Origin of the sequence: Pseudomonas sp. 203-8 (assembly GCF_020708595.1) — a bacterium.
Lineage (GTDB): Bacteria > Pseudomonadota > Gammaproteobacteria > Pseudomonadales > Pseudomonadaceae > Pseudomonas > Pseudomonas aeruginosa.
The window spans coordinates 486,534-506,167 of sequence record NZ_JAJFDF010000002.1 but is presented as its reverse complement, the minus strand read 5'-3'; the positions used below and the strand labels follow the sequence as shown (position 1 = coordinate 506,167).

19 protein-coding genes are annotated in these 19,634 nt (G+C 67.0%); 11 read left to right on the top strand and 8 right to left on the bottom strand.

The window, feature by feature from the left end; translation table 11 throughout:
- Positions 1 to 13: 13 nt before the first annotated feature.
- Positions 14 to 1,507, bottom strand: a complete 1,494-nt coding sequence (gene mmsA, locus LJF27_RS05820; protein ID WP_023117066.1) for a CoA-acylating methylmalonate-semialdehyde dehydrogenase — start codon at positions 1,505 to 1,507, stop codon at positions 14 to 16.
- A gap of 131 nt (positions 1,508 to 1,638) precedes the next feature.
- Between mmsA and mmsR the strand changes: the two genes are divergently transcribed.
- Positions 1,639 to 2,562 (top strand): MmsAB operon transcriptional regulator MmsR, encoded by a 924-nt coding sequence (gene mmsR, locus LJF27_RS05815; protein WP_023117067.1) that lies wholly within the window; start codon positions 1,639 to 1,641, stop codon positions 2,560 to 2,562.
- Positions 2,563 to 2,688: 126 nt separating this feature from the next.
- Positions 2,689 to 2,865, top strand: a complete 177-nt coding sequence (locus LJF27_RS05810; RefSeq protein WP_003104346.1) for a hypothetical protein — start codon at positions 2,689 to 2,691, stop codon at positions 2,863 to 2,865.
- 7 nt (positions 2,866 to 2,872) lie between these two features.
- On the opposite strand, the gene LJF27_RS05805 is transcribed toward LJF27_RS05810, so the two are convergent.
- Positions 2,873 to 4,051 (bottom strand): multidrug effflux MFS transporter, encoded by a 1,179-nt coding sequence (locus LJF27_RS05805; protein ID WP_003092150.1) that lies wholly within the window; start codon positions 4,049 to 4,051, stop codon positions 2,873 to 2,875.
- Between the two features lie 365 nt (positions 4,052 to 4,416).
- Between LJF27_RS05805 and nalD the strand changes: the two genes are divergently transcribed.
- Positions 4,417 to 5,055: an efflux system transcriptional repressor NalD gene (gene nalD / locus LJF27_RS05800; RefSeq protein WP_003092152.1), complete on the top strand. Its 639-nt coding sequence runs from the start codon at positions 4,417 to 4,419 to the stop codon at positions 5,053 to 5,055.
- On the opposite strand, the gene LJF27_RS05795 is transcribed toward nalD, so the two are convergent.
- The gene (locus LJF27_RS05795) at positions 5,034 to 5,231 is read right to left on the bottom strand and encodes a heavy-metal-associated domain-containing protein (protein WP_003111818.1); all 198 of its coding nucleotides are present in this window, start codon (positions 5,229 to 5,231) and stop codon (positions 5,034 to 5,036) included. The two genes, nalD and LJF27_RS05795, sit on opposite strands and share 22 nt — an antisense overlap.
- A 182-nt stretch (positions 5,232 to 5,413) precedes the next feature.
- Between LJF27_RS05795 and LJF27_RS05790 the strand changes: the two genes are divergently transcribed.
- Together LJF27_RS05790 and LJF27_RS05785 are read left to right on the top strand one after the other, a co-directional pair.
- Positions 5,414 to 5,944, top strand: coding sequence for a cytochrome b (locus tag LJF27_RS05790; protein ID WP_003092155.1), 531 nt, complete (start codon positions 5,414 to 5,416; stop codon positions 5,942 to 5,944).
- Positions 5,945 to 6,042: 98 nt separating this feature from the next.
- Positions 6,043 to 6,465 (top strand): hypothetical protein, encoded by a 423-nt coding sequence (locus LJF27_RS05785; RefSeq protein WP_010793344.1) that lies wholly within the window; start codon positions 6,043 to 6,045, stop codon positions 6,463 to 6,465.
- 761 nt (positions 6,466 to 7,226) lie between these two features.
- On the opposite strand, the gene LJF27_RS05780 is transcribed toward LJF27_RS05785, so the two are convergent.
- The 3 genes from LJF27_RS05780 to ybaK form a co-directional block, all read right to left on the bottom strand.
- A complete protein-coding gene (locus LJF27_RS05780) occupies positions 7,227 to 8,012 on the bottom strand; it encodes a PhzF family phenazine biosynthesis protein (RefSeq protein WP_003159513.1) in 786 nt (261 codons plus the stop codon).
- Positions 8,013 to 8,207: 195 nt separating this feature from the next.
- A complete protein-coding gene (glpK, locus tag LJF27_RS05775) occupies positions 8,208 to 9,692 on the bottom strand; it encodes a glycerol kinase GlpK (RefSeq protein ID WP_023117068.1) in 1,485 nt (494 codons plus the stop codon).
- Between the two features lie 63 nt (positions 9,693 to 9,755).
- Complete coding sequence (gene ybaK, locus LJF27_RS05770; protein ID WP_003098459.1) at positions 9,756 to 10,226, bottom strand: Cys-tRNA(Pro) deacylase; 471 nt, start codon at positions 10,224 to 10,226, stop codon at positions 9,756 to 9,758.
- A gap of 264 nt (positions 10,227 to 10,490) precedes the next feature.
- On the opposite strand from ybaK, the gene glpF reads away from it, so the two are divergent.
- From glpF to LJF27_RS05745, 5 genes are all read left to right on the top strand, one after another.
- Positions 10,491 to 11,330: a glycerol uptake facilitator protein GlpF gene (glpF, locus tag LJF27_RS05765; RefSeq protein ID WP_003092166.1), complete on the top strand. Its 840-nt coding sequence runs from the start codon at positions 10,491 to 10,493 to the stop codon at positions 11,328 to 11,330.
- A 39-nt stretch (positions 11,331 to 11,369) separates the two neighbouring features.
- On the top strand, positions 11,370 to 12,887 hold the full coding sequence (glpK, locus tag LJF27_RS05760; RefSeq protein ID WP_023117069.1) for a glycerol kinase GlpK: 1,518 nt from the start codon (positions 11,370 to 11,372) through the stop codon (positions 12,885 to 12,887).
- Positions 12,888 to 13,092: 205 nt separating this feature from the next.
- Positions 13,093 to 13,848, top strand: a complete 756-nt coding sequence (locus LJF27_RS05755; protein ID WP_003092173.1) for a DeoR/GlpR family transcriptional regulator — start codon at positions 13,093 to 13,095, stop codon at positions 13,846 to 13,848.
- A gap of 278 nt (positions 13,849 to 14,126) precedes the next feature.
- A complete protein-coding gene (glpD, locus tag LJF27_RS05750) occupies positions 14,127 to 15,665 on the top strand; it encodes a glycerol-3-phosphate dehydrogenase (RefSeq protein WP_003098460.1) in 1,539 nt (512 codons plus the stop codon).
- Between the two features lie 132 nt (positions 15,666 to 15,797).
- Positions 15,798 to 16,127 (top strand): GlpM family protein, encoded by a 330-nt coding sequence (locus LJF27_RS05745; RefSeq protein ID WP_003119370.1) that lies wholly within the window; start codon positions 15,798 to 15,800, stop codon positions 16,125 to 16,127.
- Positions 16,128 to 16,143: 16 nt separating this feature from the next.
- Here LJF27_RS05745 and LJF27_RS05740 read toward each other — a convergent pair whose 3' ends face one another.
- The gene (locus LJF27_RS05740; RefSeq protein ID WP_003098462.1) at positions 16,144 to 17,130 is read right to left on the bottom strand and encodes an alpha/beta fold hydrolase; all 987 of its coding nucleotides are present in this window, start codon (positions 17,128 to 17,130) and stop codon (positions 16,144 to 16,146) included.
- A 298-nt stretch (positions 17,131 to 17,428) separates the two neighbouring features.
- Here LJF27_RS05740 and metR point away from each other — a divergent pair, with 298 nt between their 5' ends.
- On the top strand, positions 17,429 to 18,349 hold the full coding sequence (gene metR / locus LJF27_RS05735; protein WP_003109716.1) for a transcriptional regulator MetR: 921 nt from the start codon (positions 17,429 to 17,431) through the stop codon (positions 18,347 to 18,349).
- Positions 18,350 to 18,354: 5 nt separating this feature from the next.
- Here metR and LJF27_RS05730 read toward each other — a convergent pair whose 3' ends face one another.
- Positions 18,355 to 19,605, bottom strand: a complete 1,251-nt coding sequence (locus LJF27_RS05730) for an OprD family porin (protein ID WP_003143278.1) — start codon at positions 19,603 to 19,605, stop codon at positions 18,355 to 18,357.
- Positions 19,606 to 19,634 lie beyond the last annotated feature (29 nt).

Below are 19,634 nucleotides of genomic sequence, written 5' to 3'. Positions count from 1 at the left end.
GTCCGTCTCCCTTTCAGCGCATCTGGATCGAGAAGTTGGTCCCGGCCACGCTATCGCTGTCGAACCAGCGCGCGGTCACGGTCTTGGTCTCGGTGTAGAAGCGCACGCCCTGCTTGCCGTAGGCGTGCAGGTCGCCGTAGAACGAGCCCTTCCAACCGGTGAAGGAGAAGAACGGCAGCGGTACCGGAATCGGGATGTTGATGCCGACCTGGCCGACCTCGATGTGGTGCTGGAAGGTCCGCGCCGCGGCGCCGGAGCTGGTGAAGATCGAGGTGCCGTTGCCGTAGGGGCTTTCGTTGATCAGGCGGATCGCCTGCTCCAGGCTGTCGACCTCGGCCAGGCAGAGCACCGGGCCGAACACCTCTTCGCGGTAGATCGCCATGTCCGGGCGCACCCCGGCGAACAGCGTCGGGCCGACCCAGTTGCCGTCCGGGTATCCCTCGACCTTGTAGCCGCGGCCATCCAGCAGCAGTTGCGCGCCCTCCTCCACGCCCTGGCCGATCAGGCGCTCGATGCGCGCCTTGGCCTGCGGGTTGATCACTGGGCCGTAGCTGGCGCCGCTGTCGTCCCATGGGCCGGGGCGGACCTTGGCCAGCGCGTCGCGGATTTCCGGAATCCACTCGCGGGCAGCCCCCACCAGCACCGCCACCGAGATCGCCATGCAGCGCTGCCCGGCCGCGCCCACCGAGGCACCGACCAGGTTGCTGATGACCTGCGCCTTGTCCGCGTCGGGCATGATCACCATGTGGTTCTTCGCCCCGGCGAAGCTCTGCACGCGCTTATTGTGCGCGGTGCCGGTGTGGTAGACGTACTGGCCGACGGCGACCGAGCCGACGAAGGATACCGCCTTCACCTGCGGGTGCTTGAGCAACTGATCGACCTGTTCCTTGCCGCCATGCACCACCTGCAGCACGCCCTTCGGCGCACCGGCCTCGAGGAACAGCTCGGCGAGCCGCACGCTGGTCAGCGGCACCTGCTCGGAAGGCTTGAGGATGAAAGCGTTGCCGCAGGCGATGGCCAGCGGGAACATCCACAGCGGGATCATCGCCGGGAAGTTGAACGGGGTGATGCCAACGCACACGCCCAGCGGCTGGGTGATGCTGTAGGTGTCGATGTTGCGGGCGACGTTCTCCACCGTCTCGCCCATCAGCAGCGAGGGCACGTTGCAGGCGTGCTCGACCACCTCGATACCGCGCCAGACGTCGCCCTTGGCGTCCTCGAAAGTCTTGCCCAGCTCGCTGGAGACGATCTTCGCCAGTTCGTCGTGGTGTTCCTTGAGCAACGCCTGGTAACGCAGCATCACCCGCGCGCGCTCGGAAACCGGGGTTTCCTTCCAATTGGCGAAGGTTTCGCGGGCACTGGCCACCGCCTGCTCGACCTGCTCCGCGCTGGCGCAGGCGATCTCCGCCAGGGTGCTGTTGTCGAGGGGATTGCTGACCGGGATGCGCTGGGCGCCGAGACCTTCGACGAAGGCTCCCGCGATGAGGTGGCGGACTGGGACTGACATGAACCCTCCTGCACCGGCCAGGCCGGCTTTTATTGTTGTGGCGGACTGGTACGAGGTCGATTCGGACCTCGCTTTGGCCAAGAAGCTATCACTGGGCGGAAGGTCGCGAGATCGACTAAATTGTGTTGTTCATGGACTATATTGCGGAGCCGGCTACCGACATGTCGCACACCTCCGACTGGCCCCTGCCGGCCGACAGCCTGCGCTTGCCGATCCCGGCGGCGCTGCTGGAGAAACTGGCGGTCCACCCGCTCAGCCGCGACCTCTACCCCACCTCCCTGGGCCACTACCGGCGCGCCCGCGACCACCGCATGAGCCGCGAGCGCCATGACGAGCACCTGCTGATCTATTGCAGCGAAGGCCAGGGCCTGTTGCGCGTGCGCGAGGGCGAGGCCTGGCGCGAATACCGGGTCGGCAGCGGCGACCTGCTCTGGTTGCCGCCGGGCATGTCCCACGACTACGCCGCCGACGACCGCCAACCCTGGACCATCTTTTGGACCCACCTGCGCGGCGACAGCGCCACCTGGCTGCAACACAGCGCCGGCTACCGCGACACCCCGCTGCGCCATTGGGGCCTGCAACACGCCCTGCTCGGCGGCTTCGAGCAACTGCTGGAGGTGCGCCACAGCGGCTACCGCTTCCAGCACTTCCTGCTCGCCGCCAGCCGCCTGCGCAGCCTGCTCTGCCAGCTACCGCTGCTGCGCCCGCTGCGCGAGGGCAGCCTGGACCTCGACGGGCTGCACGCCTACATGCGCGAACACCTGCATGCGCGCCTCGAACTGGAACGCCTGGCGGCCTTCTGCAACCTGTCGAAGTTCCATTTCGTCAGTCGCTACAAGGCGATCACCGGCCGTACGCCTATCCAGCACTTCCTGCACCTGAAGATCGAGTACGCCTGCCAGTTGCTGGACAGCAGCGACCAGAGCGTGGCCCGGGTCGGCCAGGCGGTCGGCTACGACGACAGCTACTACTTCTCGCGCCTGTTCAGCAAGGTCATGGGTTTGTCGCCGAGCGCCTACCGGCAGCGGGTAAGGCAGGGCGAGGGAGGAGCCTGAAGCGCTCTGCGGCGGGGCTGTAAACGAAGCGGCGACCAGTTGTCGGCAAACTGATCCCGGTCAGTGTTTTCCGGGCCGACAGGACTAGACTGAAGCTCCCTTTCCAGCCCCGATGGATGAATCGCCATGAACATCCTCGTCCGCCCGTCGCAAACCCCGAAAGGCCAATGCTGGCAAGTCTGCCTCGACCAGCAGGCCGTCAACTTCCGTAGCGAAAGCGAGGCCCGGCGTTTCGTCGACCGCCTCGAGGCGCGCCTGCGCGCGCCCCATGTGCTGCCCGAACTGAAACAGCGAACGGCCTGATCCGCGCTCAGGCGGCCTGGCGCTCCAGGCGCCCGGTCTGCCAGGCGAGCAGGGTCGCGACCGCGCCGCAGACGGCGATCACCAGAGTCATGGGGATCGCCGTGCCGTCGTGGAGCACGCCGACCAGCGCCGAAGCGCCCGCCGCCACGCTGAACTGCAGGCTGCCCATCAGCGCCGAGGCGCTGCCGGCGTGCTGTCCCTGTCCGGCCATGGCGCAGGCGGAAGCGTTGGGAATGATGCAGCCGAGGCTGGCCACGCATCCGAACAGCGGAACCAGCAGCGGCCACAGCGTGGCCGGTTGCAGCGAAGCGATGCCCAGCAGGGCCAGGCCGCACGCCAGGTAGCCCCAGATGATCCGCCGCAGCCAGAACGCCGGCCCGCGATAGCGCAGCAGCCGCGCGTTGACCTGTGCCATGACGATGAAGCCCGCGGCATTGCTGCCGAACAGCCAGCCATAGTGCTCGGCGGGAATCCCGTAGAGCTGGATGAACACGTAGGGCGAACCGGCGATGTAGGCGAACATCCCGGCCATCGCCACCCCGCCGGAAAGGCCATAGGCGAGAAACAGGCGGTCGGCGAACAGCCGCCGGTACTGCCCCAGCGCGCCGGACAGCGGCGGTCGCTCGCCGTCGGCCGGGATGGTTTCCGGCAGCCACAACGCCACGCCGAGGCCGGCCAGGGCGGCGAACAGGGTCAGGCAGACGAAGATCGATTGCCAGCCCTGCCAGTCCAGCAGCAGGCCGCCGGCCACGGGGGCGAGGATCGGCGCCAGGCCCATCACCAGCATCAACTGGGAAAACGCCTTGGCGGCGCCGATCGGATCGCACAGGTCCCGCACCACTGCCCGCGAGATGACCATCCCGGCGCAGCCGCCGAGGGCCTGGACGAAGCGCGCGGCGATCAGCCACTCCAGGCTCGGCGCCAGGGCGCAGGCGGCCGAGGCCAGGGTGAAGATACTCACCCCCACCAGCAGCGGCAGGCGCCGGCCATAGCGGTCGGCCACCGGGCCGTAGAGCAACTGGCCGATGGACAGGCCGGCGAAGTAGGCGGCCAGGCTCAGCTGGACGTGCTCGACGTCGGTGGCGAAGGCCTTGGCCAGGGTCGGGAAGCTCGGCAGGTAGAAATCGATGGCCAGTGGCCCGAAGGCGCTCAGGGCTCCCAGTATCAGCAGGATGCGCAGGTTCATGGATCGCTCGGCACGGGGCGCGTCGGTGGCAGGCAAGGCACTTCCCTGCGCGGCTCCCGGCAAGCGGGACGACGACGCCTATCATTGAATCGTCTGTGAGGGCGGGCGGCTCCAGGCCTGAAGGCCGGTACTGGCGGGAAGATGCTACGGACAGCCGGGGAGTCGCCGAAAAAGCAGCGCGCAGCATAACACCGAAGACGCCCGTCGATCATGGCCGGAGACCGTGGAACCGCGGAATCCACGACTCATGAGTGAGCAGCATTAGACAAAGGTGGTGTCGAAATACTTCGAGTCCGCCCGAGCGCGGCTAAAATCGGTACACTCCCCGCCCCGTTGCCGAGACCGATTCGACTACCCAGCACAGCATGCGACGCACAAAGGAAGATTCTGAAAAAACCCGTACGGCCATCCTCCTGGCCGCCGAGGAACTGTTCCTGGAAAAGGGCGTGTCCCATACCAGCCTGGAACAGATCGCCAGGGCCGCCGGGGTGACCCGTGGCGCCGTCTACTGGCACTTCCAGAACAAGGCCCACCTGTTCAACGAGATGCTCAACCAGGTACGCCTGCCGCCGGAGCAACTCACCGAGCGCCTGTCCGGCTGCGATGGCAGCGACCCGCTGCGCTCGCTCTACGACCTCTGCCTGGAGGCCGTGCAATCGTTGCTGACGCAGGAGAAGAAGCGCCGCATCCTGACCATCCTGATGCAACGTTGCGAATTCACCGAGGAACTGCGCGAGGCGCAGGAACGCAACAACGCCTTCGTGCAGATGTTCATCGAACTCTGCGAGCAGTTGTTCGCCCGCGACGAATGCCGTGTGCGGCTGCATCCGGGCATGACCCCGAGGATCGCCTCGCGCGCCTTGCACGCGCTGATCCTGGGCCTGTTCAACGACTGGTTGCGCGACCCGCGCCTGTTCGATCCGGATACGGACGCGGAACACCTGCTGGAGCCGATGTTCCGTGGCCTGGTGCGCGACTGGGGTCAGGCCAGCTCGGCGCCGTAGCCCTCCTCGCGGATCGCCTCGAGTACCTGGGCGCTGTCGAGCCGGCTGGCGACCCGGACTTCGCCGGCGCCAAGATCCACCTGGACGTCCGCCGCCGAATCCTTCGCCTGCACCGCATGGGTGATCGCCCGTACGCAGTGGCCGCAGGTCATGCCCTGAACCTTGAAGACTTGCATGGTATTGCCTCCTGTTGGTCATCGATGGGGCGATTTTCGACCTTGACATGGTGTCAAGGTCAATCCTCGAAATATCCGGTAACCGACAAAGCGTCAAGAACGGGTAAAGGCGGAGTAAAGAGGCTTAAACCCTACAAAGCACATGGTTAACATGTTCACCTTGTTCTTCACGAGGTAGAACCATGTCCATCCGCCGCTATTCCCCGTCACAGATCGCCCTGCACTGGCTCAGCGCCGTCGCGGTCCTGCTGATCATCGCCCTGCCCTACGGCGCCGACTTCTTCGCCGGCCTGCTCGGCGGCAAGGGCAACGTCTTCACCCTGCACAAGTCGCTGGGCGTGGCGGTACTCCTGCTGACCCTGACACGCCTGGCGCTGCGCCGCGTCCAGGGTGTCCCGGACACCCTGGAGGGGAACCCGGACTGGCAGCGCGCGGCCGCCAAGGCCGGGCATTTCCTGCTGTACGCGGTGCTGATCGTCATGCCGCTCTCCGGCATGCTCGCCGGCAAGCGTCCGCTGGACCTGTTCTGGCTGGTGCAGATCGGCCCGTTCGACCTGCCGGAAGCCTTCAAGGCGTTCGCCGGCGGCACCCACGTCACCGTCCAGTACCTGCTTTTCGCGCTGATCCTCGGCCACGCCGCCGCGGCCATCTGGCACCACCGCGTGCAGAAGGACGACGTACTGCGCGCCATGCTGCCGCAACGCGGCGCCTGACCCCAGCGACGGACGGGCACGCGGATGCCCGTCCCGACTTGTCCCGGGCCCCGGCTTCGGCCAAGCTTTTCCCTACGCCCCCGCCGCCGAGGCCCGCCATGTTCCCCATTCTTCGCCCGCTGCTCCATACCGCCGCCCTGGCCTGCGCCCTCCCGGCGCTCGCCGCGGACCCGCAACCGGCCAGCGGCGGCTGGGCGCAACCCGACCCGGCGCCGATCGGCTATGCGGTGCTGAACGTTTCCCGCGAGCGGGTCGAGTCCGGCACTGCCTGCGATGTCGGCCTGTACGTCCACGACGAACTGGTCGGCAACCTGCAACCGGGCGCCAGCCTGGCCCTGAACCTGCAACCCGGCGCGGTTGACGTGCGTCTTGCGCCGAACGGTCCTGGCGAGGCCTGCCGGAACGGCATGACCATCCTCGCCGGACAGACCCTGACCCTGCGCGCCGGAGAGATCCGCAACCTGCGCATTACCCTCGGTGCGGGCGGGCTCTACCTGGCACCGGTGGCGGATGGGTACTGAGGGGTAGCGACTTGCCGTGGAGCATTGGCCATGACGCAGGGCACGAAGGTGGCGTTTCGGCACCGGGTGCACGGGGACTGCCTGGCGGGCCGTGAATGCGTGACTGGCCCCAGCTCCCGTCGCTGCCTGCACGGCACTAAGGGGGGAAGCTGTTGCTTAGCGCTTGAGCGGGCGTCGTGCTTGCCTTGGTCTCTTGTTTCGCCTTTCCAGGCGAGTTCCTTCTGCAAGCGTCCAAAAGACTCGCCCTGCCACTCGGAGGGCATGCCAGGAGCCCGATCCGTAGGGCGAATGACCGCTTGCGGTTATCCGCCGGCTCTCCGGGGCATCGGCGGATACCGCCTGTGGCGGTATTCGCCCTACGGGACTATATCGCTCGCGACTTCTTAGCTACACGGCAGTGAGGGGGGACGCTGTTGCTTAGCGCTTGAGCGGGCGTCATGTTTGGTGGTCAAGCTGTTTTCTGTGCCTGCCTTGACCTCTTGTTTCGCCTTCCCAGGCGAGTTCCTTTTGCAAGCGTCCAAAAGGAACCAAAAGACTCGCCCCGGCATCCTGCCACTCGTCCCCCTCCGCAACGATTCCGCTCGGCCTCCTGACGGGGCGGGTTTGCCGCCCCACCACTTGGAGGGCAAACCTCCCTTCGTGCATGCCAGGAACCCGATCCGTAGGGCGGATAACCGCAAGCGGTCATTCACTCTACGGATCAGGGCTTCGGTATGTGGAAGTCTGGCATGCACGAGGTCATCCCCCTCCTGAAGCGCCCCTCAGCCCAATCGAATCCTTCCGCTCGCCACCAGCACCGCATGCCCGGCGATACTCACCCGCTCGCCCTCCAACCGGCACCACAGCTCGCCGCCGCGCGCCGAGCACTGCTGGGCGGTCAGCGACAGTTTGTTCAAGCGCTGGGCCCAGTAGGGAATCAGGCTGCAATGCGCGGAGCCGGTGACCGGGTCTTCGTCGACGCCCATCGCCGGGGCGAAGAAGCGCGAGACGAAATCCTTCTGCAGGCCCCGCGCGGTGACGATCACTCCACGCCAGGGCAGCCGCGCCAGGGCCGCGAAGTCGGGGCGACAGGCGCGCACCGCCTCTTCGGACTCGAGCAGCACCAGCAGCTTGTCGGTGGAGCCCAGCACGTCCACCGGCGGCAGGCCCAGGGCCTGCTCCAGCTCGACGGTGCTACCGACCTCGCTCGGATACTGCGCGGGGAAATCCAGGACCAGCCGCTCGTCCTCGCGGTTGACCCGCAGCGCACCGGAGCGCGAGATGAATTCCAGGCGCTCGCCCGGCTCGTCGTAGACCTCGAACAGTACGTGGGCCGCAGCCAGTGTGGCGTGGCCGCAGAGCGCCACCTCGACGCTCGGGGTGAACCAGCGGATCCGCCAGGCCTCTCCTTCGCGAACGACGAAGGCGGTCTCGGAGAGGTTGTGCTCGGTCGCGATCATCTGCATCAGCTCGTCCGCCAGCCAGGCATCGAGGCGATAGACCACGGCGGGATTGCCACTGAACGGGCGGGAAGAAAACGCGTCGACCTGGTGGAACTCGAGCTGCATGGCAGACCTCCTGGGAACGATCGCCACAGCATGCCGCCGCAGGCTCCGGGATGGGCGATACAGTGCGATCTTTTCCGATCGTAACAGTGGGACTTCGCCCTGCCTTCGACCCATTGCCCGAGCGGGCGTTTGCGGCGACCTGCCGGCGTTGTGAAGCCGCCGGCAAAAACGCCGCCTTTTTCCGCGAAACGCCGCTCAGGCCTCGCTGCGCACCCGTCGCACCGCGTTCTGCCAGCCGGCGTAGAGTTCGCCGCGGCGCTCCTCGGCCATGTGCGCGGCGAAGCGGCGCTGCAGGTGCCAGTGGCTGGCGATGTCGTCCAGGTCGCGATAGAAGCCGGCCTTCAGCCCGGCCATGTAGGCCACGCCGAGGGCGGTGGTCTCGGTGACTTCCGGGCGCTCCACGGTGACACCAAGGATGTCGGTGAGGAATTGCATCACCCAGTTGTTCACCACCATCCCGCCGTCCACCCGCAGCGCGCTGGGCGGCGTGCCGTCCTGGCGCATCGCTTCGAGCAGGTCGCGGGTCTGGTAGCAGACCGATTGCAGACCGGCGGTGACGATCTCCTTGATTCCGGTGTCACGGGTCAGGCCGAAGATCGCGCCGCGCGCCTTCGGGTCCCAGTAGGGCGCGCCGAGGCCGGTAAAGGCCGGCACCAGGTAGACGCCGTTGGAGTCGCCGGCCTGGATCGCCAGGGCTTCGCTCTCGTGGGCGTGGTCGATCAGCTTGATGCCGTCGCGCAGCCATTGCACCGCGGCGCCGGCGACGAAGATGCTGCCCTCCACCGCGTAGCTGACCTTGCCGTCCAGACGGTAGCTGACCGTGGTGAGCAGGCGGTTCTTCGAGGTCACCGGCTGCTCGCCGGTGTTCTGGATCATGAAGCAGCCGGTGCCGTAGGTGCTCTTCACCATGCCCGGCTGGAAGCAGGCCTGGCCGATCAGCGCGGCCTGCTGGTCGCCGGCCATGCCCAGCACCGGGATCGCCGCGCCAAGCAGCGACGGCTCGCTGACGCCGAACTCCGCCGCGCAGTCGAGTACCTCCGGCAGCAGGCTGCGCGGGATCTCGAACAGCGCCAGCAATTCCTCGTCCCAGTCCTGGCTGTGGATGTTGAACAGCAGGGTGCGCGAAGCGTTGGTCGCGTCGGTGCGATGGGAGCGGCCGCCGGTCAGGCGCCAGAGCAGGAAGCAGTCGACGGTGCCAAAGCGCAGCTCGCCGCGTTCGGCGCGCTGGCGGGCGCCGGGCACGTTGTCGAGGATCCAGCGCAGCTTGGTGGCGGAGAAATACGGATCGATCAGCAGCCCGGTGCGCGCGCTGACGTTCGCCTCGTGGCCGGCGGCCTTGAGTTCGGCACAGTAGTCGGCGGTACGACGATCCTGCCAGACGATGGCCGGGTGGATCAGGTCGCCGCTGGCGGCGTCCCAGACCAGCGTGGTCTCGCGCTGGTTGGTGATGCCGATGGCGGCGATGTCGGCCGCGCGCAAGCCCTTGCGGGCGAGCGCGTCGCGACAGACCTGGAGGGTGGTCAGCCAGATTTCCTCGCCGTCGTGCTCCACCCAGCCGTCCTTCGGGAAGTACTGCTTGAATTCCTGCTGGCAGCTCGCCACCGGCAAGCCCTGGGCACTGAACACGATGGCGCGGGAGCTGGTGGTGCCCTGGTCGATGGCGAGGAGATAGTGGGACATGGAAAACCTGACAGATTGAAAAGTAAGACGAATGCCGACCGCTAGGCCGGCGGGATTAGCGGCTCATTCACGGCCGATGGCGGCGAACGAACCCTGGGTCAGCTGGGCCAGCACCTCGGCCGCCAGCTCCACTTCCAGCCCGCGCCGTCCTGCGCTGACATGGATGCTCGGGTACTGCCGCGCGCTTTCATCGATGAAGGTACGCAGGCGCTTCTTCTGCCCCAGCGGGCTGATCCCGCCCACCAGGTAGCCGGTAGCCCGCTGCGCCGCCTGCGGATCGGCCATGTCGGCCTTCTTCGCCCCCGCCGCATGGGCCAGGGCCTTCAGGTCGAGACTGCCGATCACCGGCACCACCGCCACCAGCAACTCGCCCTTCTCCGTGGCGGCGAGCAGCGTCTTGAACACCCGCTGCGGGTCCAGGCCGAGCTTTTCCGCGGCCTCCAGGCCATAGGAAGGTGCCTTGGGGTCGTGGCTGTAGCTGAGCACCTTGTGCGCGGCGCGGGCCTTTTTCAGCAGGTCGATGGCAGGGGTCATGGTCACTCCCGGAGAAGAACGTTGGCTGAAAACCGGCGCCTACCTTAAGCCATCGCCGCCCCTGCTGCACGGGCGCCGATGCCGCGGCCCGCGTGCCTCGGTAGCGATATTCGATTGGCCGCGAAAACGAAACCGGAGGGTCGTTTTTCGGACAAACGTTCATCTTCGCGCTTTGACAGCATTCCTTTGTGAATATATTTTTTCGAAACTGAACAATTTTCACGGCTGCCCGCCATAATTACAAGAACAGACAAGAGAGGCCCCATGACCACCGCCGCCCCGACCCCGTCCCTGTTCGGCCAATGCCTGGCCGAGTTCCTCGGCACCGCCCTCCTCATCTTCTTCGGCACCGGTTGCGTCGCGGCCCTGAAGGTCGCCGGCGCCAGCTTCGGCCTGTGGGAAATCAGCATCATCTGGGGGGTCGGCGTGAGCATGGCGATCTACCTCAGCGCCGGCGTCTCCGGCGCCCACCTGAACCCGGCGGTGAGCATCGCGCTGTGGCTGTTCGCCGGCTTCGAGGGGCGCAAGCTGCCGTTCTACATCACCGCCCAGGTGGCCGGTGCGTTCTGCGCCGCAGCGCTGGTCTACACCCTCTACAGCAGCCTGTTCATCGAGTTCGAACAGGCGCAGAACATCGTCCGCGGCAGCCAGGACAGCCTGGCCCTGGCCTCGGTGTTCTCCACCTATCCGCACCCGGCGCTGTCGGTCGGCCAGGCGTTCCTCGTCGAAGTGGTGATCACGGCCATCCTCATGGCGGTGATCATGGCCCTTACCGACGACGGCAACGGCCTGCCGCGCGGTCCGTTGGCGCCGCTGCTGATCGGCCTGCTGATCGCCGTGATCGGTAGCGCCATGGGCCCGCTGACCGGTTTCGCGATGAACCCGGCGCGCGACTTCGGCCCCAAGCTGATGACCTACCTGGCCGGCTGGGGGCCCATCGCCTTCACCGGCGGCCGCGAGATTCCCTATTTCCTGGTGCCGATCTTCGCCCCGATCCTCGGTGCCTGCCTCGGCGCCGGCGGCTATCGTGTACTGATCGCGCGCCATCTGCCGAGCGCCGCAGCGCCCGCCGAAGCCGAGCCGGAGAAGGTTCGCGCTTCCTGACCGCCCGTTCTTTCCTGCCATAGCCACAAGGCCACAGCCATGACCGACAAGCACAACAAGAAATACGTCGTCGCCCTGGACCAGGGCACCACCAGCTCCCGCGCCATCGTCTTCGACCGCGATGCCAACGTGGTCAGCCAGGCCCAGCGCGAGTTCGCCCAGTTCTATCCGCAGGCCGGCTGGGTCGAGCACGACCCGATGGAAATCTGGGCCACGCAGAGTTCGACCCTGGTCGAGGCCCTCGCCCAGGCCAGCATCGAGCACGACCAGGTGGCCGCCATCGGTATCACCAACCAGCGCGAGACCACGGTGGTCTGGGACCGTCACAGCGGTCGGCCGATCCACAACGCCATCGTCTGGCAGTGCCGGCGCAGCGCGGCGATCTGCGCGCAGCTCAAGCGCGACGGGCTGGAAGACTACATCCGCGAAACCACCGGGCTGGTCACCGATCCGTACTTCTCCGGGACCAAGCTGAAGTGGATCCTCGACAACGTCGAAGGCGCCCGCGAACGCGCGCGCAACGGCAACCTGTTGTTCGGCACCATCGACACCTGGCTGATCTGGAAGCTCACCGAAGGCAAGGTCCACGTCACCGACTACACCAATGCCTCGCGGACCATGCTGTTCAACATCCACAGCCTCGACTGGGACGCACGGATGCTCGAGGTGCTCGACATTCCCCGCTCGATGCTGCCCGAGGTGCGCAACTCTTCGGAGGTCTACGGCAACGCCCGGATCGGCGGGGTCGGCGGCGGCGAGCTGCCGATCGCCGGGATCGCCGGCGACCAGCAGGCCGCCCTGTTCGGCCAGATGTGCGTGGAACCGGGCCAGGCGAAGAACACCTACGGCACCGGCTGCTTCCTGCTGATGCACACCGGCGACAAGGCGGTGAAATCCACCCATGGCCTGCTCACCACCATCGCCTGCGGCCCGCGCGGCGAGGTCGGCTACGCCCTGGAGGGCGCGGTGTTCAACGGCGGCTCCACGGTGCAGTGGTTGCGCGACGAACTGAAGGTGATCAACGACTCCTTCGATTCCGAATACTTCGCCACCAAGGTCAAGGACAGCAACGGCGTCTACCTGGTACCGGCCTTCACCGGACTCGGCGCGCCCTATTGGGACCCCTATGCGCGCGGCGCGGTGTTCGGCCTGACCCGTGGAGTCAAGGCCGACCACCTGATCCGCGCTACCCTGGAATCCATCGCCTACCAGACCCGCGACGTGCTCGACGCCATGCAGCGCGATGCCGGCGAACGCCTGCGCGCCCTGCGCGTCGACGGCGGGGCGGTGGCCAACAACTTCCTCATGCAGTTCCAGGCCGACATCCTCGGCACCCGCGTGGAACGTCCGGTGATGCGCGAGACCACCGCCCTCGGCGCCGCCTACCTGGCCGGCCTGGCTTGCGGCTTCTGGAGCAGCCTCGACGAGCTGAAGAGCAAGGCGGTGATCGAGCGGGTGTTCGAGCCGGAGTGCGACGAGCCCCGGCGCGAAAAGCTCTATGCCGGCTGGAAGAAAGCGGTGGAGCGCACTCGCGGCTGGGACGACGGCGAACTGTGACGAGCTGGCGCCATTCGTCCGCCGCAATGCGGCGAATGGCGTGTTCCCGGGCGCCGCTCTGGCATGCCCTGGGTAACGTTTGCGCGCGGCGGCCGGGTGCCGCCGCGGCGCCCTCTACGACTCATGCACGGCTGACAACGGCCCCCCGCGTGCGGCATTCTTGGCGACTTTCCAGGGTCCCGGCCCGGCAGCACGAGAACAACCCATGAACCTGCCCCCCCGACAGCAAAGCATCATCGAGGAGGTCCGCGAGCGCGGTTACCTGAGCATCGAGGAGATGGCGCAGATGTTCGCGGTCACCCCGCAGACCATCCGCCGCGACATCAACCAGCTCGCCGAACAGGGACTGCTGCGCCGCTACCACGGCGGTGCGGCCTACGATTCGAGCATCGAGAACACCGCCTACACCATGCGCGCCGACCAGATGCGTGACGAGAAGCAGCGCATCGCCGAAGCCGTGGCCAGCCTGGTGCCGGACAACGCCTCGCTGTTCATCAACATCGGCACCACCACCGAGGCCATCGCCCGCGCCCTGCTCAACCACCGCAATCTGAAGATCATCACCAACAACCTGCACGTGGCCGCCACCCTCAGCGCCAAGGAAGACTTCGAAGTGCTGGTCGCCGGCGGCACCGTACGCAGCGACGGCGGCATCGTCGGCCAGGCCGCGGTGGATTTCATCCAGCAGTTCCGCGTCGACTTCGCCCTGGTCGGCATCAGCGGCATCGACGAGGATGGCAGCCTGCTCGACTTCGACTACCAGGAAGTGCGCGTATCCCAGGCGATCATCGACAACGCGCGGCAAGTGTTCCTGGCCGCCGACTCGAGCAAGTTCGGGCGCAACGCGGTGGTCCGCCTGGGACCGATCTCGCTGGTCAACCGGGTCATCAGCGACAGCCCGCCGCCCGCCGCCATCGCCCGCCTGATGGCACAGCACAAGGTTCACCTGGACCTGGTCTGAGGCATTTCCCCTGCCACGGCGCCGTTCGGCGCCGTGAATGTTCGTTTCAGAAAAGCCACCTGCCGACCCCTGCCCATGCGCCACGACCCTCGGCGGCCGCTTTCCCGCATGCGGAAGAGGGGTGGTTCCCGCGCGGACGGGCAAACCGGTAGCGCCCGGGCACCCCTTCGAAATTGAAAAAGCCTGGTGAATCGGGCTGGTCAATAACTGCGCAATCGACTAAGCTATTTTCGAATTCGAACAAAACTACGTTCACTTTCGACTTCAGGGCCTTTCACATGAGTCAAGCGCACACCCCCTCCGCTCCACTCGCCGAAGTCTACGATGTCGCCGTGGTCGGCGGTGGCATCAACGGTGTAGGGATCGCCGCCGACGCAGCCGGGCGCGGCCTGTCCGTGTTCCTTTGCGAACAGCACGACCTGGCCCAGCACACCTCCTCGGCCAGCAGCAAGCTGATCCACGGCGGCCTGCGCTACCTCGAACACTACGAATTCCGCCTGGTCCGCGAAGCCCTGGCCGAGCGCGAGGTCCTGCTGGCCAAGGCGCCGCACATCGTCAAGCCGCTGCGCTTCGTCCTGCCGCACCGTCCGCACCTGCGCCCGGCCTGGATGATCCGTGCCGGCCTGTTCCTCTACGATCACCTCGGCAAGCGCGAGAAGCTGCCCGCCTCGCGCGGCCTGCGCTTCACCGGCAGCAGCCCGCTGAAGGCCGAGATCCGCCGTGGCTTCGAGTACTCCGACTGCGCGGTGGACGATGCGCGCCTGGTGGTGCTCAACGCGATCTCCGCTCGCGAGCACGGCGCCCACGTCCATACCCGCACCCGCTGCGTCAGCGCCCGTCGCAGCAAGGGACTCTGGCACCTGCACCTGGAGCGCAGCGACGGCAGCCTGTATTCGATCCGCGCCCGCGCCCTGGTGAACGCCGCCGGCCCCTGGGTGGCGCGCTTCATCCAGGACGACCTGAAACAGAAGTCGCCCTACGGTATCCGCCTGATCCAGGGCAGCCACATCATCGTGCCGAAGCTGTACGAAGGCGAGCACGCCTACATCCTGCAGAACGAAGACCGCCGCATCGTCTTCGCCATCCCCTATCTGGACCGTTTCACCATGATCGGCACCACCGATCGCGAGTACCAGGGCGACCCGGCCAAGGTGGCGATCAGCGAAGAGGAAACCGCCTACCTGCTGCAAGTGGTGAACGCCCATTTCAAGCAGCAACTCGCGGCCGCCGACATCCTGCACAGCTTCGCCGGCGTGCGTCCGCTGTGCGACGACGAGTCGGACGAGCCTTCGGCGATCACCCGCGACTACACCCTGTCGCTCTCCGCCGGCAACGGCGAGCCGCCGCTGCTCTCGGTGTTCGGCGGCAAGCTGACCACCTACCGCAAGCTGGCCGAATCGGCGCTGACGCAGCTCCAGCCGTTCTTCGCCAATCTCGGCCCGGCCTGGACCGCCAAGGCACCGCTGCCGGGCGGCGAGCAGATGCAGAGCGTCGAGGCGCTCACCGAGCAACTGGCCAACCGCTACGCCTGGCTCGACCGCGAACTGGCGCTGCGCTGGGCGCGCACCTACGGCACCCGGGTGTGGCGCCTGCTGGACGGGGTCAATGGCGAAGCCGATCTCGGCGAGCACCTGGGCGGCGGCCTGTATGCCCGCGAAGTGGACTACCTGTGCAAGCACGAGTGGGCCCAGGACGCCGAGGACATCCTCTGGCGCCGCAGCAAGCTCGGCCTGTTCCTCTCGCCGAGCCAGCAGGTGCGCCTCGGCCAGTACCTGCAGAGCGAGCATCCGCATCGCCCGCGGGTGCATGCGGCCTGATCGCCAGCCAGAAACGTCGAGGCCCGCTTTTGCGGGCCTCGTTCGTTATGGAAGGGTACGGGACGATCCGGGCATAATGCGCGACGCCACCAAGCCGGTGGCGCCGCCGCAGTCGAGAATCCCGTGGACCTGATGTTCAAGGCGCTGATCGGCGCCGCCGTGGTCGTGCTCCTCGCCGTCCTGTCGAAGACCCGCAACTACTACATCGCCGGCCTGGTGCCGCTGTTTCCCACCTTCGCCCTGATTGCCCACTACATCGTCGGCAAGGGCCGTTCGCTGGACGACCTGAAGACCACCATCGTCTTCGGCATGTGGTCGATCATCCCCTACTTCGTCTATCTCGCCGCGCTCTACCTGCTGGTCGAGCGCTTCCGCCTGGAGACCTCGCTGGCCCTGGCGGCGCTGGCCTGGCTGGTGGCGGCAAGCGTGCTGGTGGGCCTCTGGGTACGCCTGCACGCCTGAGACCGCGAGCGCGGCTTCAGAGCTGGACGACGCTGGCCTGCCGATGGGCCTTCAGGTAAGGCACTACCGCCGCCAGCAACGGCTCCTTGAAGGCCTCCTGGAAGCGATGGGCGAGACCGGGGATCAGCTTCAGCTCCGAGCCACGGATATGCGCCGCCACGTGCACGCCGTGCATCACCGGTAGCAGCGGATCGGCGGTACCATGGATCACCAGGGTCGGCACCTGCAGACGGTTCAGCAGCGGCACCCGGCTGGGTTCGGCGAGGATCGCCAGCAATTGCCGCTGCACGCCTTCCGGGTTGAACGCGCGGTCGTAGGAACGTGCGGCCTGCAACAGGAGCTGCTGGCGATCATCGCGCACTTCCGGGCTGCCCAGCGCCGCCAGCAGGTCGGCCTGCTGCTCGACCGCCTGCTCGCGGCTGGCCGCCTCGCGCCGCGCCAGCAGGCGCAGCAGCGACTCGCTGGGCGCCGGCAGGCCTTCGGCGCCGGAGCTGGTCATCACCAGGGTCAGGCTGAGCAGGCGCTGCGGCGCCATGTCGGCGATGTGCTGGGCGATCATCCCGCCCATGCTGGCGCCGAGCACATGGGCCTGGGGGATATCCAGCGCGTCGAGCAGATGCAGGGCATCGCCGGCCATGTCGGTGAGGGTATAGGGCGCGCTGACCGGCAGGCCGAGGCGATAACGCACCACTTCGTAGGTCAGCCGCGAACTGGGCACCGGCACGTTCCAGGCCGACAGGCCGACGTCGCGGTTGTCGTAGCGGATCACCCGGAAGCCTTGCTCGCACAGGGCGCTGACCACCTCGTCCGGCCAGTGGATCAGTTGCCCGCCCAGGCCCATCACCAGCAGCAGGGCCGGATCGCTGTCGCGGCCGATGCTCTGGTAGGCCAGGCGCACGTCGCCCAGTTCGACCGTCTCGGTAGGTACGCGTGCGTCGCAACGCGCCGCCGCAAAGGAGGAGAGGCTGCACAACAAGGCGGCCAGGAAGATGAAAGCACGCATGAAGAAAACCCAGAACGCAAAACCCCAGTGGAGCGCGATTCTGATTAAATTTCGTCCAGCGCGCTGCCACAGTAGCGTGACAGTTTGATGAATGCCGCCAGGCGGTCGTGGCGTTGTGGCTCTGCGGCGTTGCGCCGCTGCTCCGTGCCGCCGTCCCGTGTGCCGGGCTCTTCTCCCCGTCGCTCCACGATCGCACGCTCTGCGGGATCGAGGCCATCGCTTGTCGACAGCCCCTGGCGTATGAGACAAACTCAACGAATCCGCACCGCTATCAAGTTTTGCTCATACAGAGGCCGCCATGCTCGAACTTCGCCACCTCAAGACCCTGCACGCGCTGCGCGAAGCCGACAGCCTGGTGGAAGCCGCCGAGCGCCTGCACCTTACCCAGTCGGCGCTGTCGCACCAGTTCAAGGAACTGGAAGAGCGCCTGGGCATGCAGCTGTTCGTGCGCAAGACCAAGCCGGTACGCTTCACCAGCGCCGGGCTGCGCCTGCTGCAACTGGCCGACTCGCTGCTGCCCCAGCTGCGCACCGCCGAACGCGACCTGGCGCGGCTCGCCGGCGGTACCGCCGGACGCCTGCACATGGCCATCGAATGCCACAGTTGCTTCCAGTGGCTGATGCCGACCATCGACCAGTTCCGCGACGCCTGGCCGGAAGTCGAACTGGACCTGGCCTCGGGCTTCTCCTTCGCGCCGCTGCCGGCCCTGGCCCGCGGCGACCTCGACCTGGTGGTGACCGCCGACCCGATCGAGTTGCCCGGCATCACCTACGTGCCACTGTTCACCTACGAAGCGCTGCTGGCGGTGGCCAACCAGCATGCCTTGGCTGGTCGACCGTATGTCGTCCCGGAGGACCTGGAGCGGGAAACCCTGATCACCTATCCGGTGGAACGCGATCGTCTCGACGTCTTCACCCGCTTCCTCGACCCCGCCGACGTGGAGCCGGCGCAGGTGCGCATAGCCGAGCTGACCGTGATGATGATGCAGCTGGTGGCCTCCGGTCGCGGCGTCTGCTGCCTGCCGAACTGGGCCCTGCACGAGTACAGCTCGCGCGGCTACGTGACGGCCCGGCGCCTCGGTGAAAAGGGCCTGTACTGCACGCTCTTCGCCGCCATCCGCACGGACATGTTCGATGCGCCATTCATGCGCGACTTCCTGCTCACCGCCAAGGACACCTCCTTCGCCACCCTCGAAGGGGTCAGCGCCGCCAAGGGCTGAGCGGCTCAGAACAGCGGCAGCTCATAGGTCAGGTACAAGCGGTTCTCGTCGATGTCGCGGCTGAAGGCCGAACGGTAGGTAGCGTTGCGCCAGACCAGCCCCAGTCCCTTCAGCGCACCGCCCTGCAACACGTAGCGCAGGTCGCTGTCGCGTTCCCACTCGCGACTGCCGTCGGCGCCCTTCGGTTTCGCGCCGTGGCCGCTGAAATAGCGCGTCATCAGGCTCAGGCCGGGCACCCCGAGCGGCGCGAAGTCGCAGTCGTAGCGCAGTTGCCAGGAGGACTCGCCAGCCTCGGCGAAGTCGTTGTACTGGCCGAAATTGACCAGGTACGGATCGGTCCCCTCCAGGTAGGGGAAACCGTGGTCGCCGCTCATCCGCTGGTAGCCCAGGCCGAAGGCCTGGCCGTTGCGCAGGCGGTAGGTGAGCGACCCGCTGAAGGAACGGTTGTCGATGCGCCCGCCGCGAGCGCCGCCGGTATCCCGGCTGAGCGCCAGGCGCAAGTCGCTCTCCAGGCTATCCGCAGCGACGCCGATGCGCCCCTTGAGACCGAGGAAATGCTGGGCGTAGACCTGCTCCAGTTCGCCATAGTGGTAGCTGCCGGTCCAGTCCGGGGCGATACGGTAGTCCAGGCCGGCCAGGTCGAAACGGTCCGCCTGCGCCGCGCCGGCGAAACGCCGGTTGCGGTTGAACAGCGCCAGGTCGCTGGTGCCCGCCTCGTTGCGCTGGCTGACCTCGGTCAGCCGTCCCAGGTTCAGGCTCAGTCCGCTCAGTTCGCCGGAAGTCAGCAGCGCGCCCTGGAACACCTGGGGGAATAGCCGCCCGTAGTTGGGCTGGATGGTCGGTAGCTTCGGCACCAGGCCGCCGACCTTCAGTTCGCTGCGCGACAGGCGCAGCTTGGCGGTGGCGTCCAGCCGCGCGTAGTCGCCCGCCGCGCTGCCATCGTCGCGAAGCGGAAGCAGGCCGGTGCCGCTACGCCCCGCGCCGGAATCGAGTCGGACGCCGAGCTTGCCCAGCAGGTCGAGACCCACGCCGAGGGTACCCTCGGTATAGCCCGAGCGGTAGTCGAAGAGAAAGCCCTGGGCCCACTCCTCGCTTTTCGCACGTCCCGCGCCATCGCGGAAGTCGCGGTTCATGTAGAAGTTGCGCAAGGCCAGGCTGGCCCGCGAGTCTTCGAGGAAGCCCTCGGCCAAGGCGGGAACGCTATCGCCGGCAAGGATCGGCAGCAGGAAAAACGCGCATTTCTTGTTGTTGTTCATACGCACTCCGAACGGGCGCCTGGGCGCCT